The sequence below is a fragment of the Pseudomonas sp. NFR09 genome, from assembly GCF_900111535.1.
In the GTDB taxonomy this organism is placed as follows: Bacteria; Pseudomonadota; Gammaproteobacteria; order Pseudomonadales; family Pseudomonadaceae; genus Aquipseudomonas; species Aquipseudomonas extremorientalis.
In genome coordinates, this window is the sequence record NZ_FOIH01000005.1 from 40,618 (window position 1) to 65,865 (window position 25,248).

Consider the following 25,248-nt stretch of genomic DNA (forward strand, 5'->3'; position numbering starts at 1 on the left):
TTAAAGGGAAATCATGGAAACGCTAAGCAAACCTGACCGAGCAGGCGTCCCTCCACCACGTTTTGTTACGAGAGTCTGACGCGACTCACCAGAAATGCCAGGTGCTGGATGTTATCCGATAGCTATTTCACAACTTTAAAATTGCATGCTTTACAACCCAAAACCACCTTGCTAGTTTCCGCCAGCTACTTGTTTCAGAGTGTGACAAGTACGCGCGGTTGATATTGAAGTGCCATCACTTCTTTAACTAACAAGGATGTCTGTGATGAAAAGCCTGCAAGGGTTGCCCCGTCTTATCAGTGCTTCGGTAGGCGCGCCCGGCAAAGCCCGCAACTTGCCCGCCGATGTGCAGTGCGTCCAGTATTTATTCAATCTGATCATTCCGAAAATGGGTTTCCCGCTGGCCGAAAACGGCAAGTGCGATGGCCAATTGGTGCAATGCATCAGCCAGTATCAATTCCGTCATCTCAAATATGCCCACCCTGATGGCGTGATCGACCCGACTGGTAAAACCTTCAACAGCCTGATCGAAGAAGCGGTGAAAGTGCCGGTGAAGGCGTTCCCGAGCATGCGTATCCCGAGCTTTCTGAATGTGTTCGGCAACAATCAGGGCGACGCAGTGCAGGCCACGGTCAATGTGTACCTGGACCGCATGCGCGCGATGATCGAGGCCGAGAAGCGCAACCGCCAATTGATGCTGCAGGCCACGTGCGACGGGGGCATGACCCTCAGCGAGACGGATTTCCAGAATGCCGCTACGCAGTTGGGTGGCGGTATTTCGGTGAACATCATCAAGGCCTTCGCCACGGTGGAATCCGGCGGCCGTTCGGGTTTCGGCCCGGCCAAGTTGCCGGTAATCGCGTTCGAAGGGCACCTGTTTCGCAAGTACACCAAGCACATCTACGACCAGGCGCATCCGCTGCTGTCCTACCCCTACAAGAAAAAAGCCGGGCCGCAGTGGCAGACCAATAACAAGGACCAGACCAAGGCCTGGGAAACCATGGCCACCGCGTTTGCGCTGGATCAGGAAGCCGCGTTGATGTCGGCGTCCTGGGGCATGTTTCAGATCATGGGCTTCAACTACGCGTCCTGCGGCTACAAGACGGTGTTTGAATTCTCTGCGGCATTAAAAGTGAATGCCGGTAACCAACTAAAGGCCTTCCTCGGTTTTTGCAGCAAGAGCCCGGCGTTGATGAAAGCCATGAAAGCCAAGGATTTTACCGGCATGGCGCGTAACTATAATGGCGAGGACTATGGCAACTATGACGTCCTTATGCAGAAAGCCTACGAGAAACTTGAAGGGAAAAAATAAGATGATCCGTTTTCTAGCGATGGGCGTGTTGTCGTTGTGTGCTGTAGCCCCTGCGTTTGCCGGTTCGCCCGCGTTGCATTCGGGCAAGTACGAAGGGCTGATGCTGGCGGTGACGCCTGAGCATCAGGTGGAAGGTTACTACTCGGAGGAGATGGGCGAAGGCGTGACCCGCAGTTGCGCGTTCTACCTGCAAGGCAAACCCGCGGCGTTGACCACCTGGGCCGACGCCACCTACCCCGGCAGCGTGGCACCCTCGTCCGATGGCGTGACCCTGACCGTGGCAGAAGGCCGCCAGCATCCGGGTTGCTTCAATGTGCTGATGCCGGAGATCGCCACCGGCCTGGACCTGAGCCAGACCGCCAACACGAAATGGATCGGCCTGGTGAAGGTGTCCGTCGACAAGGCTTACCTGCTGAAAAACCCAAGCGCCAAGGCCGCCAAGCGTCCGTACATCGTCAAGAATGACGTAGTGGGGGTCCTGGCCTTCAAGGATGGCTGGGCCCAGGTCGAGTTCATCAATGCCGATGATCGTTCGTTTACCGGGTGGATCAGCCAGGATCAGTACAGCCGTCTGGCGGCACCCAAAAGCTGATCAGCCGAAGGTTTCGCGCAACAACCCGGCAAACGCATCCCGTGCCAGGTGCCGCTGGGTGTCCTTGTGCCAGAACAGCAGGTTGTCCACCGCCTGCAGTTCCTCGAATCGGTACGACGCCAATTGGTTGGCCTGTTCATAGCGGGCCAGGATGCCCTCCGGCGCCAGTGCCACGCCAATTCCCGCACTGACACAACCGATGATCGTGCCCCAGCTGGCATAGCTGGCAATGGCCGGCTTGAACGCGTGGGGCTTGACCCAGTTCTCCAGCGCTGCCCGATAAGGGCAGCCGGGCGGCCATACCAGCAGCGTGCGGCCGGCCAGGTCTTCGGCGCTGTGGATCGGTGCGCTGGAGGCGCTGGCGATCAGCACCAGGCGTTCACTGTAGACCACGCTGTGTTCGAGCTTTGCGCGTTTGTTGCCCGCGGCCACCAGCGCCACGTCCAGGCGGTGGTGTTGCAGGTCATCGAGCAGTTCGCCCCAGGCGCCGGTCACCAGCTCCAGGCTGACATCCGGGTAGCGCCGATGGTATTCGGCCAGCAACGGCGGCAGGCGTCCGCTGGCGCTGGACTCCACAGCACCGATACGCAGGGTGCCACGGGGGATGGCATTGGCATCGACGGCGCGTTTGGATTCGTCCACCAGGGCCAGGATCCGTTCGCAATATTCCAGGAAGATCTCACCGGCCGCACTGATCGCCAGCCCGCGTCCGGCACGGATAAACAGCGGTGTGCCCAACTCGCTTTCCAGCTGCTTGATGCGCGTGGTGATGTTGGACGGCACACAATGCAATTGCACGGCGGCCTGGGCCACGCTGCCGGTTTGTGCCACGGCGCGCACCATTTTCAGTTGGGCCAGTTCCATTGCTCAGTTCCAGTGATTTCAGAAGTCAGAAACGGTTAATTGTCCTGCGCGTTGCTCGGGCGAAGACTGACGGCATTCCTTCCCCGTTTTCGGATGCCGTCGATGAACACCCCGTCACCCCTGAAGCTTACGCTAATCATCGCCAGCGTCATCCTCTGTTGGGCCTATTCGCCGATTGGCGTGCACACGGGCCTGCACAGCTACAGCCCTGGCCAGCTTGCGCTGTTGCGGTTTCTGATCGCCTCGCTGTTCATGGCCGGCGTGGCGCTGGTGCTCGGCATCGGTCGGCCACGCCTGCGGGATCTGCCGTGGCTGTTGGTGTTGAGTTTTTTCGGCGTGTTCCTGCACCACACCAGCCTCAATTATGGGCAGCAATTCGTGACGGCGGCGGCGTCCAGTGTGCTGGCACAATCGGCGCCGCTGTTCAGCGTGTTGATCGCGTTCTTCTGCTTGAAGGAGCGGGTCAGCCTCTGGCGCTGGAGCTGCGTGCTGCTGGGGTTGCTCGGCGTGCTGGTGGTGATCTGGGGCGATCACGGCGTGGGTGATATTGACCCGCGCGGCTTGCTGATTCTGCTGGCGGCAGTCTCATGGAGCCTGTACTTCGCCATCCAGAAACACTACGCCCATCGCTACAGCCCGCTGACGATGGCGTGCTACATGGTCTGGGCCGGCACCTTGATGCTCTGCGTGAACCTGCCGGGCCTGCCGGCTGCGGTGGTACAGGCGCCGTTGCCCGAGAACCTCGCGGTGCTGGTGCTCGGGGTTTTCCCCAGCGCCCTGGCGTACCTGGCCTGGGGCTATGTGTTGAAACATGTCGAGGTCAGCCGCGCCTCGGTAGCGATGTACCTGATCCCCCCGGTGGCGATGACGATGGCGGCCACGCTGCTCGGTGAGCACATCGCCCTGCAACTGGTGCTGGGCGGCGTGATCGTGCTGGCCAGCGTGGCCGCCATCAGCCTGGAGGAGCGCTGGCGGTCAGCCGCTCAGGCAAAACGCGCGCAGCCGGTGGCCATCGAGGTCCTGGGCGACGAAGGTGTAGCCGAAATCCAGGGTGGTCGGTGACTGGATGATGGTTGCGCCGCGCTCTACCCATTGATCATGCAGCGCGTCCACCGCGGCCTGGTCAGCCAGGGACAGGCCCACTTCGCCGCCACCCCCGGTGAGCCGGGCCGCCGGTTCCACGGTATGACGCGACCACAGCCCCAGCTTTACGCCATTGTCGAGAATGAACAGCGCGAAGGTCGGGTTGAGTTCCACGGGCGGCTTGTCCAGCAGGCGGCTATAGAAGTTGGCGCTGGTGGCCGGGCTGTCGACGTACAGCAGGAAGTAATGGGCGAGGGTGTTCATGCAGGCTCCTTGGGAATGCGTGTTCGATTCGATGGAGCCAAGTCTATAAGGCGGCATTGTCAGTTTCTGTCAGGAGTCTCACCGGTGTAGAGCCGGATGATCTGCTCGATCTCGCCCGACTGCTGCATGCGCAGCAAGGTGCGCAGGATCAGCTGCACCGGCACATTCGGGTCGTTGCGCACGATGCAGCCCAGGCGCTGCTCATCAATCACCGCAACCTTGTGCAGCCGCTTGCCGACCGGCATGCGTTGGTTGAACCGCTCGAGTATCCATTCGTTGCTCACCGCAAACTTGAAGCGCCCGGCCACCAGTTTGTGCAGCACCTGTTCTTCGCTGCGGGCGTCGTCGCGGCTGAGCTGGCCTTTGGCGAACAGAGGGTCGAGGGACGCGTAGCGGTAATTGAGCACAGTGCCGATGGCCTGCGGTGCGAGTGTGTCCAGCTGTATCGGCTTCGGGGGGATGTGGATGCTCACCAACAGGTTGCGCTGCACCATCAGCGGCACGCTCCAGACGTAATCGCCGGACGCGTCGTCGACCCAGGCCTGGGTGACATAACAGCGTACATCGATATCGCCATGCTCCATGGCGCTTGAGATACGCGCCCGTGCCAACACATGGAATTCGGCCGGCCGTCCGACCTGGGTAGCCAGGCTCAACATCAGGTCATACAAAATGCCCTGGGTGGGCCGGCCGCTGTCCAGTTGCACCATGGGCATCGCCCAGCTGTCGGAAACCGAGAAACGCAACGGTGCGGGCGCTGCCAGGCAAGCCGTGGTGATCATCCATAAAGCGCCCAGGACTACGCGCATACACACTCCGGGTTCAGGCCTTTTTGGGGCCAGCCAGGCAAGCTTAGTCAGATTAGGCGAGCGTGCCGGATGCAATTTCCCCCTTGCTCCGCTAGCATTACGGGCTTCCGCTTCCCAGTTGCGACGGTTTTCGATGAGTTATCAGGTTCTTGCACGTAAATGGCGTCCGCGCTCGTTCCGCGAAATGGTCGGCCAGACCCATGTGCTCAAGGCTCTGATCAATGCCTTGGACAGCCAACGGCTGCACCACGCCTACCTGTTCACCGGTACCCGTGGGGTGGGCAAGACCACCATTGCGCGCATCATCGCCAAATGCCTGAACTGTGAAACCGGTATCACTTCGACGCCCTGCGGCACCTGCTCGGTGTGCAAGGAAATCGACGAAGGGCGTTTCGTCGACCTGATCGAGATCGACGCCGCGAGCCGCACCAAGGTCGAAGACACCCGCGAGTTGCTCGACAACGTGCAGTACGCGCCCAGCCGTGGCCGCTTCAAGGTCTACCTGATCGACGAAGTGCACATGCTGTCCAGCCATTCCTTCAACGCCCTGTTGAAAACCCTGGAAGAGCCGCCGCCCTACGTCAAATTCATCCTGGCCACCACCGATCCGCAGAAACTTCCTGCAACGATTCTGTCGCGGTGCCTGCAGTTCTCCCTGAAAAACATGACCCCCGAGCGGGTGGTCGAGCATTTGACCCATGTGCTGGGCGTCGAGAACGTACCGTTCGAAGACGACGCGCTGTGGTTGCTCGGTCGCGCCGCCGATGGTTCGATGCGCGATGCCATGAGCCTCACCGACCAGGCCATCGCCTTTGGTGAAGGCAAGGTCATGGCCGCCGACGTGCGCGCCATGCTCGGCACCCTCGATCACGGCCAGGTCTTTGACGTGCTGCACGCGCTGATCGAAGGCGACGCCAAAGCGCTGCTCGAAGCCGTGCGCCACCTGTCGGAGCAAGGCCCGGACTGGAACGGCGTGCTCTCGGAAATTCTCAATGTGCTGCACCGTGTCGCCATCGCCCAGGCGCTGCCTGAAGGCGTCGACAACGGCCATGGCGATCGCGACCGTGTGCTGGCCCTGGCCCAGGCGCTGCCGGCTGAAGATGTGCAGTTCTACTACCAGATGGGCCTGATCGGCCGCCGCGACTTGCCCCTGGCGCCCGACCCGCGCGGCGGCTTTGAAATGGTGTTGCTGCGAATGCTGGCGTTCCGGCCCGCTGATTCGGCAGACGCGCCGAGACAGCCGCTAAAGCCAGTGGGGATCAGCCAGGCCACAGTTGATTCCGCCAAACCAGTGGCTGGCGCGGCGCAGGTCGCACCAGTGGTTGCTGCACCTGCACCTGCACCTGCACCGGTGCCTGAACCTGTGGCTGCTGCGCCAGTGGTCGAGCCGGCACCCGTTGTCGAGCCCGAGCCGGTCGTCGACCTGCCCTGGAATGATCCGGTCGAAGCAGACGCCGAGCCCGAGCAAGCGCCCGCCGTGGAGCCCGTGCTGGAAACCAGCGGCGAGCAGCCCGAACTGACACCGATGCCCACGCCGACTCCGGATAGCGTGGTGCCGGACGCCCCCGAATGGGTGGCTGCCCCCGTCCCCGAGCCGACCGTGGCCCAGGTGGAAGCCGCCACGCCGGGCATCGACCTCGACGACGAACCGCCGCTGGACGAAGACTACATCGAGCCGGACATGGATTCGGCCTACAGCTACCTGGACGACCTGGCCAGCGAGCACACCGCCGAACCGGCCCCCGAGCCCGAAGCGGAACCCGCTGCGGCCCCCGCCACCGGCCTGGCCCTGCAATGGCTGGAGCTGTTCCCGAAACTGCCGATCTCCGGCATGACCGGCAGCATCGCCGCCAACTGCACATTGATCTCCATCGAAGGCGACCACTGGCTGTTGCATCTGGACCCGGCCCACAGCGCCCTGTTCAACGCGACCCAGCAGCGCCGTCTCAACGATGCGCTGAACCAGTACCATGGGCGCACGCTGACCATCGCCATAGAGCTGATCAAACCCGAGCAGGAAACCCCGGCCCAGGCCGCGACTCGTCGGCGCATCAACCGCCAGCGTGAGGCCGAGGATTCGATCCATGCCGATCCGCTCATCCAGCAAATGATGCAACAGTTCGGTGCGGTCGTCCGTCACGATACTATTGAACCTGTCGAAGCCCCGGTGCCCCAAGCGTCATAAAACCGGGCTACTTATTGATCCACGTACTTTTGAGGTGATTCCCATGATGAAAGGTGGCATGGCCGGCCTGATGAAGCAGGCGCAGCAGATGCAGGAAAAAATGGCCAAGATGCAGGAAGAACTGGCCAACGCCGAAGTCACCGGTAAAGCCGGTGGCGATATGGTCAGCGTGGTGATGACTGGTCGTCACGACATCAAGCGCGTGAGCATCGACCCGAGCCTGCTCGAAGGCGTCAGCGATGATGACCGCGAAGTGCTGGAAGACTTGTTCGCCGCGGCCGTCAACGACGCTGTGCGCAAGATCGAAGCCAACAGCCAGGACAAAATGTCCGGCGTGACCGCGGGCATGCAACTGCCTCCGGGCATGAAGCTGCCGTTCTGATCGGCGTGCTTTAGCTAGACTCCAATGCCAGGCCTTGTGCCTGGCATTTTTGTTTGTGCCAATTGGATCGAACCCGGGCACGCCACGCATGGTCTGCACCCTATACCGATGGATTCGATAAAGGAGCCCCTTCATGCCTCAAGAACCGACCCTGAACCAGCGCATCGTCCTGGTCTCGCGCCCCCAGGGCGCACCCACCCCGGAAAATTTCCGCCTGGAACGGGTGAACCTGCCGGAGCTGGCAGACGGCCAGGTCCTGCTGAAAACCCTGTACCTGTCCCTCGACCCCTACATGCGCGGCCGCATGAGCGATGCACCGTCCTACGCGGCGCCGGTAGAAATCGACGAAGTGATGACCGGTGGCGCTGTCAGTCGTATCGAGCAGTCGCGTAATCCGAAATTCGAAGTGGGCGACCTGGTGGTGGGTGCTACCGGTTGGCAGAGTCACAGCATTTCCGATGGTCGCAACCTGATGCCGGTGCCCAAGGGCCTGGCCAGCCCGTCGATGGCACTGGGCGTGCTGGGTATGCCGGGCATGACGGCCTACATGGGCCTGATGGACATCGGTCAGCCCAAGGCCGGGGAAACTCTGGTGGTGGCGGCCGCGTCCGGCGCGGTGGGCTCGGTGGTCGGGCAGGTAGCCAAGCTCAAGGGCTTGCGTGTGGTCGGGATCGCGGGGGGCGCAGAAAAGTGCCGCTATGTAGTGGACGAGCTGGGCTTTGATGCCTGCGTCGATCACAAGAGCGCGACCTTTGCCGATGACCTGGCGCAGACGTGCTTCAAGGGCGTCGACATCTATTTTGAAAACGTCGGCGGCAAGGTGTTCGATGCGGTGGTGCCGTTGTTGAATCCGAAGGCTCGCATCCCGCTGTGCGGGCTGATCGCCGGCTACAACGCCCATGAAGCCCCCAGCGGGCCTGATCGTTTGCCGGCACTGCAACGTACCTTGTTGACCAAGCGTGTGCGCATCCAGGGCTTTATCGTGTTCGATGACTACGGTGACCGCCAGCCTGAATTCCTCAGCGCCATGTCGCCGTGGGTGCGCGACGGCAAGATCAAGTTCCGCGAGGATGTGGTCGACGGTCTGGAGCAGGCGCCCGAAGCCTTTATCGGTTTGCTGGAAGGGCGAAATTTCGGCAAGTTGGTGGTACGCGTCGCGCAGGATTGAGTATTTGACGCTAATCCGGGGCGCGGGTATAAACCGCGTCTCGTTGTTTTGTCGGACCCATGCCCATGAGCTTCAGCCCCCTGATTCGCCAACTGATCGACGCCCTGCGCACATTGCCGGGTGTCGGCCAGAAAACCGCCCAGCGTATGGCGCTGCAACTGCTGGAGCGTGATCGCAGCGGCGGCACCCGATTGGCCCAGGCCTTGAGCCAGGCCATGACCGGCGTGGGTCACTGTCGCCAGTGTCGCACCCTCACCGAAGAAGAACTCTGCCCGCAATGCGCCGACCCGCGCCGCGACGACACGCTGCTGTGCGTGGTGGAAGGGCCGATGGATGTATACGCGGTGGAGCAGACCGGCTATCGCGGGCGCTACTTCGTGCTCAAGGGCCACCTGTCGCCCCTGGACGGCCTTGGCCCGGAAGCCATCGGCATTCCGCAACTGGTGGCGCGCATCGAAGAGCAGGGCACCTTTACCGAAGTGATCCTGGCCACCAACCCGACGGTGGAAGGCGAGGCAACCGCGCATTACATTGCCCAACTGCTCACCAACAAAGGTCTGATCACCTCGCGCATTGCCCATGGCGTGCCGCTGGGTGGCGAGTTGGAATTGGTCGATGGCGGCACGCTGGCGCATTCATTCGCCGGCCGCAAACCTATCGCGCTCTGACTCCATGACTTGATAACCAAGCAAGCGCTTGGTAATTTCGCTCCACCTCACCGTGGAGCTTGCCGATGTCTGCCTATCAGGACTACTTCGACCCCAGCCACCAATTGGTCCGCGACAGCGTGCGTCGCTTTGTCGAGCGCGAGATGCTGCCGGGTATCGAGCAATGGGAGGAGGCCGAAAGCTTTCCCCGGGAGTTGTACCTCAAGGCCGGAGCGGCGGGCATCCTCGGTATCGGTTATCCCGAAGCTTTCGGCGGCAGCCACGAAGGTGATCTGTTTGCCAAGGTCGCGGCCAGCGAGGAACTGATGCGCTGTGGCTCCGGTGGCGTGGTGGCAGGCTTGGGGTCGCTCGATATCGGTTTGCCGCCGGTGGTCAAATGGGCCAGGCCCGAGGTCCGCGAACGGGTGGTGCCCCAGGTGCTGGCCGGCGAAAAGATCATCGCCCTGGCAGTCACCGAACCGGGTGGCGGTTCTGATGTGGCCAGCCTGCAAACCCGGGCCATTCGTGACGGCGACCATTACCGCGTCAGCGGCAGCAAGACTTTCATTACCAGCGGCATCCGCGCCGATTTCTACACCGTCGCCGTCCGCACTGGCGGGCCGGGCTTTGCCGGGATCAGCCTGCTGCTGATCGAAAAAGACACTCCCGGTTTTACCGTCGGCCAGCCCCTGAAGAAAATGGGCTGGTGGGCGTCGGACACGGCTGAATTGTTCTTCGACGATTGTCGGGTGCCCGTAGGCAACCTGATCGGCGCCGAAAACATGGGCTTTGCCTGCATCATGGGCAACTTCCAGAGCGAGCGCCTGGCCCTGGCGCTCATGGCCAACATGACCGCGCAACTGGCCCTGGAGGAAAGCCTCAAATGGGCCGCCGAGCGCGAAGCCTTCGGCAAACCCATCGGCAAATTCCAGGTGATCAAGCATCGCCTGGCGGAAATGGCCACCGCCGTGGAGGTCTCTCGGGAGTTCACTTATCGGCAGGCAGCAAAGATGGCCGCCGGTATCAGCGTGATCAAGGAGATATCCATGGCCAAGAACCTTGCCACCGACACCGCCGACCGCGTCACCTACGACGCGGTGCAGATCCTCGGGGGCCAGGGTTATATGCGTGGCAGCCTGGTGGAGCGGTTGTATCGCGACAACCGTATCCTCTCCATCGGTGGCGGCACCCGTGAGGTAATGAATGAAATCATCAGCAAGCAGATGGGCTTCTGATCTTTAGTGCCTTTCAGTGCCTCATCGGGGGCAAGCCCCCTCCCACACTTGACCGGTTCACAGATCAAAATGTGGGAGGGGGCTTGCCCCCGATGGCGTCAGCCCAGGCAAGCGTTATTGTTCAGTCAGCGCAAACTGCGTCAGGCAGAATGTCGCAATCCCCATGTCCTCCAAACGTTGCGACCCCCCCAGCTCCGGCAAATCAATGATCGCCGCGGCCTCGAAGATCTTCGCGCCCATGCGGCGTACCAGGTTCGCCGCCGCGATCAGGGTGCCGCCGGTGGCGATCAGGTCATCGAACATCAACACCGAGTCGCCTTCGCACAGGCTGTCGGCGTGCACTTCGAGGAAGGCCTCGCCGTACTCGGTCTGGTAACCCTCGGCCAGCACGTCAGCGGGCAGCTTGCCCTGCTTGCGGAACAGGATCAGCGGCTTGTTCAGTTGGTAGGCGATGATCGAACCGATCAGGAAACCCCGCGCATCCATGGCGCCGATATGGGTGAAATCGGTCTCGACGTAGCGGTGGGCAAAGGTGTCGGCCACCAGGCGCAGGGCTCGGGGCGATTGGAACAGCGGCGTGATGTCACGAAAGATCACCCCGGGCTTGGGGAAGTCGATGACGGGACGGATCAGGGATTTGATGTCGAACGAATCGAAGGTCATCGTCGAAGAGTCCTGGGGCTGGAAACGGACTCGAAGTATACCTGCGGCCTCGCCGGTTGGCGCGGCCGCAAGTGTCTGCGTCAACCGTCTAACGAACCACCGGCCAGCGCGCACAACTGGATAGGGTCGAGGATATGCACTTCCTTGCCTTCGGCGGCGATCAGCTCGTTCTGCTGGAAACGGGTAAATACGCGGGACACGGTTTCCACCGCCAGGCCCAGGTAGTTGCCGATTTCGTTGCGTGACATGCTCAGGCGGAACTGGTTGGCCGAGAAACCCCGGGCACGGAACCGCGCCGACAGGTTGACCAGGAAAGTCGCGATGCGCTCGTCGGCGGTTTTCTTCGACAACAGCAGCATCATTTGCTGGTCGTCACGAATCTCGCGGCTCATTACGCGCATCAACTGGCGGCGCAGTTGCGGCAATTGCAGGGCCAGCTCGTCAAGGCGCTCGAAGGGGATTTCGCACACCGAGGTTGTCTCCAGCGCCTGGGCCGACACCGGGTGGATCTCGGTGTCCATGCCCGACAAGCCCACCAGTTCGCTGGGCAGGTGGAAACCGGTGAGCTGTTCTTCGCCGCTGTCGCTCAGGCTGAATGTCTTCAACGCACCCGAGCGTACTGCATAAACGGAATCGAACTTATCGCCCTGGCGAAACAGGAACTCGCCTTTTTTCAGCGGGCGACCGCGTTTAACGATCTCGTCCAGCGCATCCATGTCTTCCAGATTCAACGAAAGTGGCAAGCAGAGGGGCGCCAGGCTGCAATCCTTGCAATGAGCCTGGCTGTGAGCGCGCAGTTTAACTGGCTCGGACATTTCTTAAATCCTTGTGGGAAAACACACATAAGACGTAAGGGTAACGCACTGTGGGCTGGTGAGGCCAGCGTGTACAAAAAACCAGCAACGGTATAAAGAGTTTTGTGTCGCCGCCGATACAAAGTCACGAACCCTTGAGCTTGGAGGCTCGATATCATGATTTCCATCGGTGCAACGAACGCTGCACGCACTCAGGTGCAGTCCTTTGCGGAGCCGAAAGACTTGGTGGCAGAGGCCAGGCTCGCCAAGGCTGCCAAAGCGCTCAAGGACGCTACTGAGGCGCCGCTACGGGAAAAAAAGGACGAGGAGGGGGTGAAGGTGACCTTTTCCGGAGCTGCCTTGAAAGCCCTGACGGAGGCCAAGAAACCCAGCAACGACATCGAAGACAGCGGTCTGCCGGATAACGTCCAGCAGGTTCTCAAGATGATCCGCAAGCTCAAGGAGCAGATCGCCGAGAAGCAGGCCGAACTGCAAGCCGTGATGGCGGACAAGAGCCTCAGCCCCGACGAGGCACGGATCAAGGTCAGCAATCTGCAAGGGGCGCTTGCCCAGTTGCAAGCGAGCCTGATGACTGCACAAACCTCCCTGGCCAAGGCCATGAAAGGCCTCAGCGGGGAAGACGCGTTGAAGGCCGGCTCCCTCGCTATGGCGTAGGGTGTTTCAGATCACCCGCGAAAACCGCTGTCTGTTCTGGTGCTCCAGGTAGGCATCGAACACCATGCACACCGAACGCACCAGCAGGCGCCCGGCTGGCAAAACGCGAATGCCTTGGGCGTCGAGTTCGATCAGGCCATCCTCGGCCATCGCCGTCAGTTGCGGCCAGATGTCGTCGAAATACCCGCGAAAATCCATGTTGAAGGCTTGCTCGATCGTCTCGAATGCCAGGCTGAAATTGCAGATCAACTGCTGAATCACCTCCCGCCGCAAGCGATCGTCCGTGGTACAGACCAGGCCGCGACTGGTGGCCAGTTGCGCGCCGGCCAGGGTGTTCTGGTAGGCGTTGAGGTCACTGCTGTTCTGGCAGTACAGGTCGCCGATCTGGCTGATCGCTGACACCCCGAGCCCGATCAAGTCGCAATGACCGTGGGTGGTATAGCCCTGGAAATTGCGCTGCAGGGTGCCTTCTTCCTGGGCGATGGCCAACTCGTCGTCGGGCAGGGCGAAGTGGTCCATGCCGATGTAACGGTAGCCGGCCTGGGTCAGTTGCTCGATGGTGGTTTGCAGCATCAGCAGCTTTGACGCCGGGGACGGCAGTTCATCGGTGTTGATGCGCCGCTGGGGCATGAAACGTTCGGGCAGGTGAGCGTAGTTGAACACCGACAAGCGGTCGGGTTGCAGCCTGATCACCTCCTCCACGGTGCGCGCAAAATTGATCGGCGTTTGCTTGGGCAGGCCGTAGATCAGGTCGACATTGATCGAGCGAAATTGCAGGGTGCGTGCGGCATCGATCACCGCGCGGGTTTCTTCCAGGCTTTGCAGGCGGTTGACTGCCCGTTGTACCTCGGGGTCGAGGTCTTGCAGGCCGATACTCACACGGTTGAAACCCAGTTCGCGCAGCAGGCCCATGGTGGCCCAATCCGCTTCGCGTGGGTCGATCTCGATGCCGTAGTCGCCCGAATCGTCATCCAGCAAATTGAAGTGCTGGCGCAGGCAGCTCATCACCTGGCGCAATTCGTCGTGGCTGAGAAAGGTCGGGGTGCCGCCGCCGAAGTGCAGCTGTTCCACCGGCTGTCTGGGGTCGAGGTGGCACGCCACCAGCTGGATTTCCTGCTCCAGGCGTTGCAGGTAGGCCTGGGCGCGGCCACGGTCCTTGGTGATGACCTTGTTGCAGGCGCAGTAGTAGCAGATGTTCGCGCAGAACGGCACATGCACATACAACGACAGCGGCCGCACCGCCTTGCGGCTGTCGCGCAGGGCGTGGAGCAGGTCGAAGGTGCCGACCTGGCTGTCGAATTGTACGGCGGTAGGGTAGGACGTGTAGCGCGGTCCCGCCAGGTCGTAGCGGTGAATCAGATCGGTATCCCAACGAATGGCGTCGAGCATGCGGGCGTTCCCCCGGATAGGCTAGTGGGCCGAGTCTAGGGGCGTGGCGGGGATGGCATCTTGATTTGCATCAACGGGGAGCGGCGCTATGCCACATGGCGATTTAGTGGCCCATCAACCAGTGCTGGTGCGGGCCGGGCAACGTCCAGATACCGAAGAGTATGACCAGCACGCCACCGGTCATCCGCACGCTGCGTTTGCGCAATAATGCAGTGACCCGTTCTGCGGCCAGGCCGGTAGCCAACAGCACCGGCCAGGTCCCCAGCCCGAACGCCAGCATCAGCAACCCGCTGTCCAGCGCATTGCCCTGGCTCGCCGCCCATAGCAGCGTGCTGTAGACCAATCCGCACGGCAACCATCCCCACAACGCGCCCAGCAGCAATGCACGCGGTACGTTGGACACGGGCAGCAAACGGTTGGCGACCGGCTGTATATAGCGCCATAGGCCGCGTCCGAGGCTTTCGATACGGGTGAGACCGCTCCACCAGCCCGCCAGGTACAGGCCCATGCTGATCAACAGCAGGCCGGCGAGCACGCGCATGAACATCGCCGCCGGGCTGTTCGCCACCGCCCAGCCGGCGAGGCCGATCAACACGCCGGCCGCGGCATAGCTGAGGATGCGTCCCAGGTTGTAGGCCAGCAGCAGTTGAAACCGGCGGCCGCGTTGCTCCTTGGGGATCGCCAGGGTCAGCGCGCCCATCAACCCGCCGCACATGCCCAGGCAATGGCCTCCACCGAGCAGGCCGAGGATCAGTGCAGAGACCAGCAGCGGCGCCAGCTCAAGCATGAGGCGGGTCTTTTGGTGGTTGTTCGGAGTGGTTGGCCTCTTCGACGCCGGCCAGGTGGTTCGGGTCCTGGTCGTCGAACAGCACGCTATGGGCCGGGCCGTCGAGGTCGTCGTACTGGCCGCTGTCCACCGCCCAGAAGAAGATGTAGATGGCCACGCCCACTAACAGCAGCGCCGCCGGGATCATTACGTATAAAGCTGGCATCTGCACTCCATGTCCGCACGGCTCACACTGGCAGCGGGCGGGTTACTGAGGGGGCTCGGGCGGCCGGCGCGCTCGGCAGGCGAGTCAGGCGCAGGGCATTGAGCACCACGGTCAACGAACTGAGGGACATGCCGATCGCGGCCCAGATGGGAGTGATCCAGCCCAGGGCGGCAAACGGCAGCATAAGGCCATTGTACAACCCGGCCCACAGCAGGTTTTCAATGATTACCCGGCGAGTGCGCCGCGCCAGAGTAAAGGCTTGCACCAGGGCGTCCAGGCGGTTTGACAGCAACACCGCATCGGCGCTGGTCTTGGCCAGGTCGGTGGCCGTGCCCATCGCCACGCTGATGTCCGCGGCGGCGAGTACCGGCACATCGTTGACACCGTCGCCAAGCATCAGCACTTTGCGGCCTTGCTTGTGCAGTTGCTGAAGGACCTGCAGTTTGTCATCCGGACGCAGGCCGCCGTGGGCCTCGTCGATACCCAGCTCGGCGGCGACGCTGGCGACCATCGGCGAACTGTCCCCGGACAGCAATAGCGTGCGCCAACCCCGCGCCTTGCACGCGGCCAGCAATGCAGGCGCATCACCGCGCAGGCGGTCGTCGAGCACGAACCAGGCCAGGGCGCCGTCGCGGTCGCCGAGCAATAGCCATTGGCCGCAAACCTCCGGCGCTGCCGGGATCGGGCAACCACTGAGTTCGCAGACAAAGCCCGGCTGGCCAATGCGCAATACGCGCTCGCCGACGCGACCTTCAAGGCCCAGTCCTGGCGAACTGACGACCTCATCGGCGGCCACTGGCGCACGCCCAAAGGCGCGGGCAATCGGGTGTTCGGAGCGGTTTTCCAGGGCGGCGGCGAGGCTCAGGCACAGGTCGGTACTCAAGGTGCCCAGCGGGCGTATGGCTCTCAACGCCAGGCGCCCTTCGGTGAGGGTGCCGGTCTTGTCGAAGATCACCGTGTCGATCTGGTTGAGCCCTTCCAGCACATGGCCGCGCGTCAACAGCAGCCCGAGTTTGTGCAAGGTGCCGGTGGCGGCGGTGAGGGCGGTAGGTGTCGCAAGGGACAACGCGCAGGGGCAGGTCGCCACCAGCATCGCCAGCACAATCCAGAACGCCCGCGACGTATCCAGCTCCCACCACAGCAAGCCGATCAGCGCGGCGGCGATCAGCGAGCACAACAGGAACCACTGTGCGGCGCGGTCGGCGATCTGCGCAAGGCGTGGTTTATCGGCCTGGGCGCGCTCCAGCAGGCGCACGATGGCGGACAGGCGCGTGTCATGGCCCAGGGCACGTACTTCGACGGTCAATGCCCCCTCGACATTCAGCGTGCCCGCCGTGACCGCATCGCCGCTTTGGCGCGGTTGCGGCAGGTACTCACCGGTGAGCAGGGATTCATCGATGCTCGATTGCCCGTCGAGGATCACGCCATCCGCCGGCAGCACGGCGCCGGGGTGCACCAGCACGCGGTCGCCCAGGGTCAGTTCGGGGAGCAGGATGCGCTCGCTCTGGCCGTCGGCCTTGAGTCGCAGGCACGAGGCGGGCAGCAGGTTCACCAGTTGCGCCGTCGCGGCGGCCGTGCGCTCCCTGGCGCGGCGCTCCAGGTAACGGCCGGCCAGCAGGAACAACGCAAACATGCCCACCGCATCGAAGTACAACTCGCCCACGCCGGTGATTGCCGTCCAGATGCCCGCCAGGTAAGCCCCGCCGATGGCCAGGGACACTGAGACATCCATGGTCAGGTGGCGCGTGCGCAAGTCGCGCAAGGCGCCCTTGAAAAACGGTGCGCAGCTGTAGAACACGATGGGTGTTGTAAGAAACATCGCCACCCAGCGCAGGATCACGTGCAGCTCCGGGCTCAGGTCGATATTGAATTCCGGCCAGGTAGCCATGGTTGCCATCATTGCCTGGAACCACAGCAAGCCGGCCACGCCCAATTGGCGCAGGGCCAGGCGATTTTCGCCGGCCAGCTGCTCGGCAGCGCGATCGGCCTGATAGGGGTGAGCGGCGTAGCCGATATGGCGCAGTTCACTGAGCAGTTGGCTCAATGGCAGTTGCCCATCAACCCAACGAACGTGCAGGCGGTGGTTGGACAGGTTCAACCGCGCCTCGGCCACGGCGGGCAGGCTGCGCAGGTGTTTCTCGATCAGCCAGCCGCAGGCGGCGCAGCTGATGCCCTCCATCAGCAGGGTGGTTTCGGCCAGCTCGCCCTCGTGGCGCACGAAGGGTTTCTGCACGTCGGCGCGGTCATACAGCGCCAATTCGTCCACTAGTTGCACCGGCAACGCCTCAGGGTTGGCCGAGGCTTCGCTGCGGTGCTGGTAATAACTTTCCAGGCCACCGGCCACGATGGCTTCGGCCACGGCCTGGCAGCCGGGGCAGCAGAGTTCGCGGCGCTCACCGAGGATGACCGTGGTGAAACGGCTACCGGAGGGGACGGGGAGGGCGCAGTGGTAGCAGGGGGTGGTCATGGCTTGGGAATCTATGGTGGCTGGTAGGGCCTCATCGGGGGCAAGCCCCCTCCCACATTTGACTGATTTCACCAATAGATATGTGTAAACCCAATCCAGTGTGGGAGGGGGCTTGCCCCCGATGCGCGAAGCGCAGGCTTTTTACTTTTTCAGGTCTTCGGCACCCTGCAACGGTTCATCACCCAGCAGCAAGTCCTTGTCGTGGCTGACTTGTTCTTCCTCGAACATGCGCCAGGTCCGGTCGCCTTCCACGCCGAGCAACTCGACGAACCGCCGGCCTTCGACCTTGTCGGTGACCTGGCCGATGTAGCGGCCGGGCTCGCTGTCGCTGCGGGCCAGGTTGATCTTGCGGTCTTTCTCCGGCTGGGTCGGGGAAATCAGGTTCAATTCCAGGGTTTTCGGGTTGCTGTAGCCGGTGAGGTTGACCTCGACTTCACCGGTCAGCTCATCCAGGTGCACCTTGGCGCGCAGTTGCAAGGTCTGGGCCAGCAGCTCGCGGTCCAGGGAGCGGTTGATGCCTTTGCCGGCCTCGTAGTAGTTGTCGTTGACTAGGTTGTCCGGGTTGTTCACCGCGATGGTCACCATGGACAGGGTCAAGGTCACCGAACAGGCCAGGATGCCGATGATGATCCACGGCCAGAGGTGCTTGTACCAAGGGCTTGCGGCGGTTGCTACGGACATTGTTCGGTTCCCTGTTAGCGGACTTGAGGGCCGATGAATCGGCTCTTGGCTTCAATATGGACGCTGGCGTCATCGGCATCGGTGAGGATGAATTTCACCTCGTTGGTGCTCGACGGCAATTGTTCCGGCGCACTCGACAGCTCCACCGGCATGCTGACGATATCGCCGGCCGCCACCTTGATCTCCCGGCGGCCTTGCAGCTTGAGGTCGGGCAGGCCGGCGGCATCGAGCACGTAGGTGTGGTCGCGTTGGTCCTTGTTCATGATCTTCAGGCTGTAGACGTTTTCGATGCGGCCTTCAGCGTTCTCGCGGTAAAGCACGCGGTCCTTGCTCACGTCGAAACCCACCAGCGAGCGCATGAAGAACGCCGCCACCAGCAGGCTGATCATCGCCAGCAACACCAGGGCGTAGCCGATCAGGCGCGGGCGCAGCTTGTGGGTTTTCTGCCCGGACAGGTTGTGCTCGGTGGTGTAGCTGATCAGGCCGCGCGGGTACTCCATCTTGTCCATGATGTTGTCGCAGGCATCGATACAGGCGGCGCAGCCGATGCACTCGATCTGCAGGCCGTCGCGGATGTCGATACCGGTGGGGCACACCTGCACGCACATCGTGCAATCGATGCAATCGCCCAGGCCCTGTGCCTTGTAGTCGGTACCTTTTTTACGCGGGCCACGCAGTTCGCCGCGGCGTGGGTCGTAGGAAACGATCAGGGTGTCCTTGTCGAACATCACGCTCTGGAAGCGCGCGTACGGGCACATGTAGATGCACACCTGTTCGCGCAGCCAGCCGGCGTTGCCGTAGGTGGCAAGGGTGAAGAAACCCACCCAGAAATACGACCAGCCATCGGCCTGGCCGGTGAAAAAGTCGAACACCAGTTCGCGGATCGGCGAGAAGTAGCCGACAAAGGTCATGCCGGTGACAAAGCCGATCAACAGCCACAGGGTGTGCTTGCTGAATTTGCGCAGGAATTTGTTGGCGCCCATCGGTGCCTTGTCGAGCTTGATGCGCTGGTTGCGGTCGCCTTCGGTGACCTTCTCACACCACATGAAGATCCACGTCCACACGCTCTGCGGGCAGGTGTAGCCGCACCACACGCGACCGGCGTACACCGTGATGAAGAACAGGCCAAACGCGGCAACGATGAGAATGCCCGAGAGCAGGATGAAGTCCTGGGGCCAGAAAGTTGCCCCGAAAATGAAGAACTTGCGCTCGGGCAGGTTCCACCACACGGCCTGGTGGCCACCCCAGTTCAGCCACACCGTGCCGAAGTACAGCAGGAACAGACCGGCCCCGCCGAGCATGCGCAAGTTGCGGAACAGGCCGGTGAAGGCGCGCGTGTAGATTTTCTCTCGCGAGGCGTAGAGGTCGACGGTTTTGGCGGGCGGGGTAACGTCATGTACCGGTATCTGGTTACTCATCATTGCATCCCACGGCGGTGGAGATTTGCCTTGGCCAGTACGTGCCAGCCGGGGTCAAATTAGGGGTGTTGCAGTGGTGTAATGATACGCCCCCGGTGGTGCTGAAAGGGGGCGACCTAAGTGATCTGGATCAATTGATCTGGCAAGTATGGCCGGTTTTGGCTGGCCCGGTTCTCTGAAACACTGCGGATCCAATGTAGGGGGGGCTTGCCCCCGATTGCAGTGTGTCAATCAGTGCATCTGTCACTGATCCACCGCTATCGGGGGCAAGCCCCCTCCCACATTGGTATTGCAGCGGCTTTTATTGCTCTTCAGCCTTCTTATCCCCATGGGACAAGCTGTACACATACGCCGCCAGCAAGTGCACCTTGTCATTGCCTTGCAGCTGTTCCTGCGCCGGCATCTGGCCCTGGCGGCCCCAACGGATGGTCTGTTGCAGTTGGGCGAAGCTCGAGCCGTAGATGAAGGCGCCCGGGTGGGTCAGGTCGGGCGCGCCCATGGCAGGAGTGCCTTTACCGGCCGGGCCATGGCAGGCCACGCAGTTGGCGGCGAAGAGTTTCTCGCCGTTGGCCACATCGGCTTTCACGCCTTCGGGCAGTTTGCGCCCGTCGAGGTTGGTGAGCACGAACGCAGCCACATCGCTGACGCCTTGCTCCTTGAGGATATCCAACCAGGCCGGCATCACCGCATGACGGCCTTTCATGATGGTTTCCTTGATAGTGGCCGGCTCGCCGCCCCAGCGCCAGTCGGCGTCGGTCAGGTTGGGGAAGCCATAGGCGCCCTTGGCATCGGAACCGTGGCACACCGAGCAGTTGGAGGCGAACAGGCGACCCCCCATCTTCAACGCTTGCGGGTCCTTGGCCACTTCTTCAATCGGCATCGACGCGAATTTGGCGAAGATCGGCCCGAACTTGGCGTCCGACCTGGCCATTTCCTTTTCCCATTCGTGCACGCCGGTCCAGCCGGTCTGGCCATTGGCGAAGGGGGTTTGCTTGTCGGTGTCGAGGTAGTTGTAGCCCGGCAGCAGGCCTTTCCAGTTGCCCAGGCCGGGGTACAGCGCCAGGTAGCCGAGGGCGAAGACGATGGTGCCGACGAACAGCATGAACCACCACTTGGGCAGCGGGTTGTCGTATTCCTCGATGCCGTCGAACGAATGGCCGACGGTCTCGTCGGTTTGCTCGGCGCGCTGGCCCTTGCGGGTCGACAGCAGCAGCCAGGTCAGGGCGAAGATGGTACCCAGACTGAGGACTGTGACGTACAGACTCCAGAACGTAGTCATTCTTTGTTACTCCTAGAAGCTTGCTCGACGTGCTTGATGGCTTCGGGATCATCCGCAAAGGGCAGCAAGGTCGCGTCTTCAAACTCCGACTTGCGCTTGGGGCTGAACACCCACAACGCCAGGCCGATAAAGGCCACCATCACCACAACGGTGCCCAGGCCACGAATCATCCCGATATCCATAGATCACCGTTTGCTTTTGATGATGGTGCCCAGGCCCTGCAGGTAGGCCACCAGTGCGTCCATTTCGGTCTTGCCCTTCACGGCGGCCGCTGCACCGGCGATGTCTTCGTCGGTGTAGGGCACGCCCAGGGTGCGCAAGACCTCCATCTTCTTCGCGGTGTCCTTGCCGTCGAGCTTGTTTTCCACGAGGAACGGGTACGCCGGCATTTTCGACTCAGGCACCACATTGCGCGGGTTGTACAGGTGCGCACGCTGCCAGTCATCGGAGTAACGCCCGCCGACACGGGCCAGGTCCGGGCCGGTACGCTTGGAACCCCACAGGAACGGGTGGTCCCACACGCTTTCACCGGCGACCGAGTAGTGGCCGTAGCGTTCGGTTTCGGCACGGAACGGGCGGATCATCTGCGAGTGGCAGCCGACACAACCGTTGGCGATGTAGACGTCGCGGCCTTCCAGTTCAAGGGCGGTGCGCGGCTTCATGCCTTCCACCGGCTTGTTGGTCACGTCCTGGAAAAACAGCGGAACGATCTGGGTCAGGCCGCCGATACTCACGGCGATGACCATGAAGAAGGCCAGCAGGCCGATATTCTTCTCGACTACTTCATGCTTCATCAGTGAGCTCCCACAACGGCGATCTTGGCGGCGGCTTCGGCTTCTGCCGGGTCGGCGGCACGCACGGTGCGCCAGACGTTGTAGGCCATCAGGAACATGCCGGAGGCAAAGAATGCACCGCCCAGGGCGCGCACGATGTAACCCGGATGGCTGGCTTGCAGCGCTTCGACGAAGGAGTAGGTGAGGGTGCCGTCATCGTTGATGGCTCGCCACATCAGGCCCTGGGTGATGCCGTTGACCCACATCGAGGCGATGTAGAGCACGGTGCCGATGGTGGCCAGCCAGAAGTGCGCGTTGATCAGGCCAACGCTGTGCATCTGCGGACGGCCGAACAGTTTGGGGATCATGTGGTACAGCGCGCCGATGGAGATCATCGCCACCCAACCGAGGGCGCCGGCGTGTACGTGGCCGATGGTCCAGTCGGTGTAGTGGGACAGCGAGTTGACGGTCTTGATCGCCATCATCGGCCCTTCGAAGGTCGACATGCCGTAGAACGCCAGCGACACCACCAGGAAGCGCAGGATCGGGTCGGTGCGCAATTTATGCCAGGCGCCGGACAGGGTCATCATGCCGTTGATCATGCCGCCCCAGCTCGGGGCCAGCAGGATGATCGACATCGCCATGCCCAGGGACTGTGCCCAGTCCGGCAACGCGGTGTAGTGCAAGTGGTGCGGGCCGGCCCAGATGTACAGGGTGATCAGCGCCCAGAAATGCACGATGGACAGGCGGTACGAGTAAATGGGACGTTCGGCCTGTTTCGGCACGAAGTAGTACATCATCCCCAGGAAACCGGTGGTCAGGAAGAAACCCACGGCGTTGTGGCCGTACCACCACTGGATCATCGCGTCCGTGGCCCCGGCGTAGGCCGAGTAGGACTTGAACAGGCTTACCGGCAACGAGGCGTGGTTGACGATGTGCAGCATCGCCGTTACCAGGATGAACGCGCCGTAGAACCAGTTGCCCACGTAGATGTGCTTGGTCTTGCGCTTGACGATGGTGCCGAAGAACACCACGGCGTAGGTCACCCACACGATGGCGAGCAAAATGGCGATGGGCCATTCCAGCTCGGCGTATTCCTTGGTGGTGGTGTAGCCCAGTGGCAGGGTGACGATGGCGCCAACGATGACTGCTTGCCAACCCCAGAAGGTGAAGGCCGCAAGGCTGTCGGAGATCAGTCGCGTCTGGCAGGTTCGCTGCACGACATAGTAGGAGGTGGCAAACAATGCACATCCGCCGAAGGCGAAGATCACCAGGTTGGTGTGCAGCGGGCGCAGGCGGCCAAAGGTCGTCCATGGCAAACCGAAATTCAATTCCGGCCAGACCAGTTGCGAGGCGATGAACACCCCGAGCCCCATGCCAAGGATCCCCCAGACCACCGTCATGATGGCGAACTGGCGGACTACCTTATAGTTATAAGCAGTCGGACTGATTGCTGTGCTCATTCTAAGGTTCCACGGTTTAGGTTTTTTTATAGGTAAAATCGGCCGCAAGTATGTAGAAAGCGAGGGGTCATTGCAACGCAATGACTGACCTGTATCAATGCGTTCCACGCCAGATTCTGCGCCCTTTCCATGTTTGGTGTAAGGACAAAATCGGAAATCGAAAGCTGATCGAGTGGACAGGAAAATTCGAGGGTCGCAACGAATGTCGTTGCGTACGCCAGGATCGGTCCGCTTTGGTAACAAGCGTAGACCCGAAAGTGAGGAGGGGAAAGTTGTGCTTTGGAGGGGTGTGACACTTGGTCGCGTACAGCGCCAGGGTTGCCGCCCCAAAATGGGGCGGCGATCAGTGGTTATTGCGCCTGGCTTTCTGGCGTTGCGCCATCAGCGTTGTGGGACAGGCTGTAAACGTAGGCGGCCAGCAGATGCACCTTGTCATTGCCTTGCAGCACTTCCTGCGCCGGCATCTGGCCCTGGCGGCCGTGGCGGATGGTCTGCTGCAACTGCGCGAGGCTGGTGCCGTAGATGTAGCCGGCCGGTTTGGTCAGGTCGGGCGCGCCCATGGCTTCCATGCCGTGGCCTTCCGGCCCGTGGCAGGCGACACAGGTGGTGTTGAAGGCTGCCTGGCCGGCAGCCACATCGGCGCTGCTGTCGGCGGGCAGGGGCAACTTGGCCAGGTCGTGGCGAACAAAGGCTGCAACGTTTTTCACACCCTCATCGCCGAGCATGTCACCCCAGGCCGGCATCGCCGCGTGGCGACCGTTGAGGATGGTGGTCTTGATCGCCTCGGCCGAACCGCCCCAGCGCCAGATGTTGTCCGCCAGGTTCGGGAAGCCAAACGCGCCCTTGGCGTCCGAGCCGTGGCACACCGCGCAGTTGGAGGCGAACAGGCGACCGCCCATTTTCAGCGCTTGCGGGTCTTTGGCCACTTCTTCCACGGGCATGGCCGAGAATTTGGCGAAGATCGGCCCGAACTTGGCGTCGGCCTTGGCCATTTCCTTGTCCCATTCCTTGGCCTGGGTCCAGCCGTCTTCATAGCCCGGCAACACGCCTTTCCAGTTGCCCAGGCCCGGGTAGAGGATCAGGTAGCCGACCGCGAACACCAGGGTGCCGGCGAACAGCATGAACCACCACTGGGGCAGCGGGTTGTCGTATTCCTCGATACCGTCGAAGGCGTGGCCCATGGTCTGGTCGACGCTGCCCTTGGTCTCGCCCTTGCGGGTGCCGACCAGCAGCCAGGTCAAGCCGATCAGGCTGCCGAGGGTCAGTACGCAGATCCATGTACTCCAGAATAGGGTCATGGCCGGGTGCTCCTTATTGCAGGCTCTTCTTGAGCGTCGGATGGAGAGGGTTCATCGGCGAAGGGCAGCAGGCGCGCCTGCTCGAATTCCGCATTGCGCCGGTTGTTGAACACCCACAGCGACAGGCCGATAAAGGCGATGGCAACCACCAGCGTGCCGAGGCCGCGGATGGTGCCTGCATCGAATTCAAATCCCATGGCTCACCTCTTGCTCTTGATGGCGGTGCCGAGCACTTGCAGGTACGAGACCAGCGCGTCCATCTCGGTCTTGCCCTTGAGGCTGGCCACGGCGCCACTGATGTCGTCGTCGGTGTACGGCACGCCGAGGGTGCGCATCACTTTCAACTTGGTCTCGGTGTGGCTGCTGTCGACGGCGGCGGTGACCAGCCATGGATAGGCCGGCATTTTCGACTCGGGCACCACGTTGCGCGGGTTATACAGGTGCGCGCGGTGCCAGTCGTCCGAGTAGCGTGCGCCGACGCGCGCCAGGTCCGGACCGGTGCGCTTGGAGCCCCACAGGAACGGGTGGTCCCACACACTTTCACCGGCGACCGAGTAATGGCCGTAGCGTTCGGTTTCGGCGCGGAAGGGGCGGATCATCTGCGAGTGGCACTGTACGCAGCCTTCGCGGATGTAGATGTCGCGGCCTTCCAGTTGCAGCGCGGTGTAGGGTTTCATGCCCTCCACCGGCTTGTTGGTCACGTCCTGGAAGAACAGCGGGACGATCTGGGTCAGGCCACCGATGCTCACGGCAAGCACCATGAGCAGCATCAGCAGGCCGACGTTCTTTTCAATCGTTTCGTGTTTCATCACAGA

The 25,248-nt window shown here is 62.0% G+C and carries 27 protein-coding genes; 9 read left to right on the plus strand and 18 right to left on the minus strand.

Annotated features, from left to right (window positions below):
* The first annotated feature begins 265 nt into the window (after positions 1 to 265).
* Positions 266 to 1,312, plus strand: a complete 1,047-nt coding sequence (locus BMX59_RS12970; RefSeq protein ID WP_058427350.1) for an N-acetylmuramidase family protein — start codon at positions 266 to 268, stop codon at positions 1,310 to 1,312.
* A gap of 1 nt (position 1,313) precedes the next feature.
* Entirely contained in the window at positions 1,314 to 1,904 is a 591-nt protein-coding gene (locus BMX59_RS12975; RefSeq protein WP_093122047.1) for a hypothetical protein, read from the plus strand.
* Here BMX59_RS12975 and BMX59_RS12980 read toward each other — a convergent pair whose 3' ends face one another.
* Positions 1,905 to 2,768, minus strand: coding sequence for a LysR family transcriptional regulator (locus tag BMX59_RS12980; protein ID WP_071491380.1), 864 nt, complete (start codon positions 2,766 to 2,768; stop codon positions 1,905 to 1,907).
* Positions 2,769 to 2,870: 102 nt separating this feature from the next.
* Here BMX59_RS12980 and BMX59_RS12985 point away from each other — a divergent pair, with 102 nt between their 5' ends.
* Complete coding sequence (locus BMX59_RS12985) at positions 2,871 to 3,830, plus strand: DMT family transporter (protein WP_093122050.1); 960 nt, start codon at positions 2,871 to 2,873, stop codon at positions 3,828 to 3,830.
* Here BMX59_RS12985 and BMX59_RS12990 read toward each other — a convergent pair.
* Entirely contained in the window at positions 3,744 to 4,115 is a 372-nt protein-coding gene (locus BMX59_RS12990) for a VOC family protein (RefSeq protein WP_092242803.1), read from the minus strand. The genes BMX59_RS12985 and BMX59_RS12990 overlap by 87 nt on opposite strands.
* Positions 4,116 to 4,174: 59 nt before the next feature.
* Positions 4,175 to 4,924, minus strand: coding sequence for a substrate-binding periplasmic protein (locus BMX59_RS12995; protein WP_093122057.1), 750 nt, complete (start codon positions 4,922 to 4,924; stop codon positions 4,175 to 4,177).
* Between the two features lie 133 nt (positions 4,925 to 5,057).
* On the opposite strand from BMX59_RS12995, the gene dnaX reads away from it, so the two are divergent.
* The 5 genes from dnaX (at position 5,058) to BMX59_RS13020 (ending at position 10,541) form a co-directional block, all read left to right on the plus strand.
* Positions 5,058 to 7,109, plus strand: a complete 2,052-nt coding sequence (gene dnaX / locus BMX59_RS13000) for a DNA polymerase III subunit gamma/tau (protein WP_093122062.1) — start codon at positions 5,058 to 5,060, stop codon at positions 7,107 to 7,109.
* A gap of 43 nt (positions 7,110 to 7,152) precedes the next feature.
* Entirely contained in the window at positions 7,153 to 7,491 is a 339-nt protein-coding gene (locus tag BMX59_RS13005) for a YbaB/EbfC family nucleoid-associated protein (RefSeq protein WP_017527493.1), read from the plus strand.
* Positions 7,492 to 7,624: 133 nt separating this feature from the next.
* Positions 7,625 to 8,659 (plus strand): NADP-dependent oxidoreductase, encoded by a 1,035-nt coding sequence (locus BMX59_RS13010; protein WP_093122066.1) that lies wholly within the window; start codon positions 7,625 to 7,627, stop codon positions 8,657 to 8,659.
* A 65-nt stretch (positions 8,660 to 8,724) separates the two neighbouring features.
* Positions 8,725 to 9,327, plus strand: coding sequence for a recombination mediator RecR (gene recR / locus BMX59_RS13015; protein ID WP_015885312.1), 603 nt, complete (start codon positions 8,725 to 8,727; stop codon positions 9,325 to 9,327).
* A gap of 65 nt (positions 9,328 to 9,392) precedes the next feature.
* Positions 9,393 to 10,541, plus strand: coding sequence for an acyl-CoA dehydrogenase family protein (locus BMX59_RS13020; protein ID WP_093122070.1), 1,149 nt, complete (start codon positions 9,393 to 9,395; stop codon positions 10,539 to 10,541).
* A gap of 114 nt (positions 10,542 to 10,655) precedes the next feature.
* On the opposite strand, the gene BMX59_RS13025 is transcribed toward BMX59_RS13020, so the two are convergent.
* Together BMX59_RS13025 and fnr are read right to left on the minus strand one after the other, a co-directional pair.
* Positions 10,656 to 11,204: an adenine phosphoribosyltransferase gene (locus BMX59_RS13025; protein WP_071491373.1), complete on the minus strand. Its 549-nt coding sequence runs from the start codon at positions 11,202 to 11,204 to the stop codon at positions 10,656 to 10,658.
* Positions 11,205 to 11,284: 80 nt separating this feature from the next.
* Positions 11,285 to 12,019: a fumarate/nitrate reduction transcriptional regulator Fnr gene (gene fnr / locus BMX59_RS13030; RefSeq protein ID WP_071491372.1), complete on the minus strand. Its 735-nt coding sequence runs from the start codon at positions 12,017 to 12,019 to the stop codon at positions 11,285 to 11,287.
* Between the two features lie 156 nt (positions 12,020 to 12,175).
* Between fnr and BMX59_RS13035 the strand changes: the two genes are divergently transcribed.
* Entirely contained in the window at positions 12,176 to 12,673 is a 498-nt protein-coding gene (locus tag BMX59_RS13035) for a hypothetical protein (RefSeq protein WP_092242817.1), read from the plus strand.
* 6 nt (positions 12,674 to 12,679) lie between these two features.
* On the opposite strand, the gene hemN is transcribed toward BMX59_RS13035, so the two are convergent.
* The 13 genes from hemN to ccoO (BMX59_RS13100) all read right to left on the minus strand — a co-directional run bounded on the left by hemN (position 12,680) and on the right by ccoO (BMX59_RS13100) (position 25,242).
* Positions 12,680 to 14,062: an oxygen-independent coproporphyrinogen III oxidase gene (gene hemN, locus BMX59_RS13040; RefSeq protein WP_093122076.1), complete on the minus strand. Its 1,383-nt coding sequence runs from the start codon at positions 14,060 to 14,062 to the stop codon at positions 12,680 to 12,682.
* Between the two features lie 103 nt (positions 14,063 to 14,165).
* Positions 14,166 to 14,849, minus strand: coding sequence for a sulfite exporter TauE/SafE family protein (locus BMX59_RS13045; protein WP_093122081.1), 684 nt, complete (start codon positions 14,847 to 14,849; stop codon positions 14,166 to 14,168).
* A complete protein-coding gene (ccoS, locus tag BMX59_RS13050) occupies positions 14,842 to 15,054 on the minus strand; it encodes a cbb3-type cytochrome oxidase assembly protein CcoS (protein WP_092242829.1) in 213 nt (70 codons plus the stop codon). Before ccoS ends, BMX59_RS13045 begins: the two co-directional genes overlap by 8 nt.
* 22 nt (positions 15,055 to 15,076) lie before the next feature.
* A complete protein-coding gene (locus BMX59_RS13055; protein ID WP_093122086.1) occupies positions 15,077 to 17,521 on the minus strand; it encodes a heavy metal translocating P-type ATPase in 2,445 nt (814 codons plus the stop codon).
* A 141-nt stretch (positions 17,522 to 17,662) separates the two neighbouring features.
* Positions 17,663 to 18,202, minus strand: coding sequence for a FixH family protein (locus tag BMX59_RS13060; RefSeq protein ID WP_071491367.1), 540 nt, complete (start codon positions 18,200 to 18,202; stop codon positions 17,663 to 17,665).
* Positions 18,203 to 18,216: 14 nt separating this feature from the next.
* Positions 18,217 to 19,620 carry a cytochrome c oxidase accessory protein CcoG gene (gene ccoG / locus BMX59_RS13065; protein ID WP_071491543.1) on the minus strand — a complete coding sequence of 468 codons (1,404 nt, stop codon included), beginning with the start codon at positions 19,618 to 19,620 and terminating at the stop codon, positions 18,217 to 18,219.
* Positions 19,621 to 19,921: 301 nt separating this feature from the next.
* Positions 19,922 to 20,899: a cytochrome-c oxidase, cbb3-type subunit III gene (ccoP, locus tag BMX59_RS13070; RefSeq protein ID WP_071491366.1), complete on the minus strand. Its 978-nt coding sequence runs from the start codon at positions 20,897 to 20,899 to the stop codon at positions 19,922 to 19,924.
* Complete coding sequence (locus BMX59_RS13075) at positions 20,896 to 21,081, minus strand: CcoQ/FixQ family Cbb3-type cytochrome c oxidase assembly chaperone (RefSeq protein ID WP_003175465.1); 186 nt, start codon at positions 21,079 to 21,081, stop codon at positions 20,896 to 20,898. The genes ccoP (BMX59_RS13070) and BMX59_RS13075 overlap by 4 nt, the downstream gene beginning before the upstream one ends.
* A 3-nt stretch (positions 21,082 to 21,084) precedes the next feature.
* Complete coding sequence (gene ccoO / locus BMX59_RS13080; protein ID WP_003193167.1) at positions 21,085 to 21,693, minus strand: cytochrome-c oxidase, cbb3-type subunit II; 609 nt, start codon at positions 21,691 to 21,693, stop codon at positions 21,085 to 21,087.
* Positions 21,693 to 23,135, minus strand: coding sequence for a cytochrome-c oxidase, cbb3-type subunit I (gene ccoN / locus BMX59_RS13085; protein ID WP_071491365.1), 1,443 nt, complete (start codon positions 23,133 to 23,135; stop codon positions 21,693 to 21,695). Before ccoN ends, ccoO (BMX59_RS13080) begins: the two co-directional genes overlap by 1 nt.
* 350 nt (positions 23,136 to 23,485) lie before the next feature.
* On the minus strand, positions 23,486 to 24,433 hold the full coding sequence (gene ccoP / locus BMX59_RS13090) for a cytochrome-c oxidase, cbb3-type subunit III (RefSeq protein WP_058427331.1): 948 nt from the start codon (positions 24,431 to 24,433) through the stop codon (positions 23,486 to 23,488).
* Positions 24,430 to 24,630, minus strand: a complete 201-nt coding sequence (locus BMX59_RS13095; protein ID WP_010208563.1) for a cbb3-type cytochrome oxidase subunit 3 — start codon at positions 24,628 to 24,630, stop codon at positions 24,430 to 24,432. The genes ccoP (BMX59_RS13090) and BMX59_RS13095 overlap by 4 nt, the downstream gene beginning before the upstream one ends.
* A gap of 3 nt (positions 24,631 to 24,633) precedes the next feature.
* The gene (ccoO, locus tag BMX59_RS13100) at positions 24,634 to 25,242 is read right to left on the minus strand and encodes a cytochrome-c oxidase, cbb3-type subunit II (RefSeq protein WP_017735321.1); all 609 of its coding nucleotides are present in this window, start codon (positions 25,240 to 25,242) and stop codon (positions 24,634 to 24,636) included.
* Positions 25,243 to 25,248: the final 6 nt, after the last annotated feature.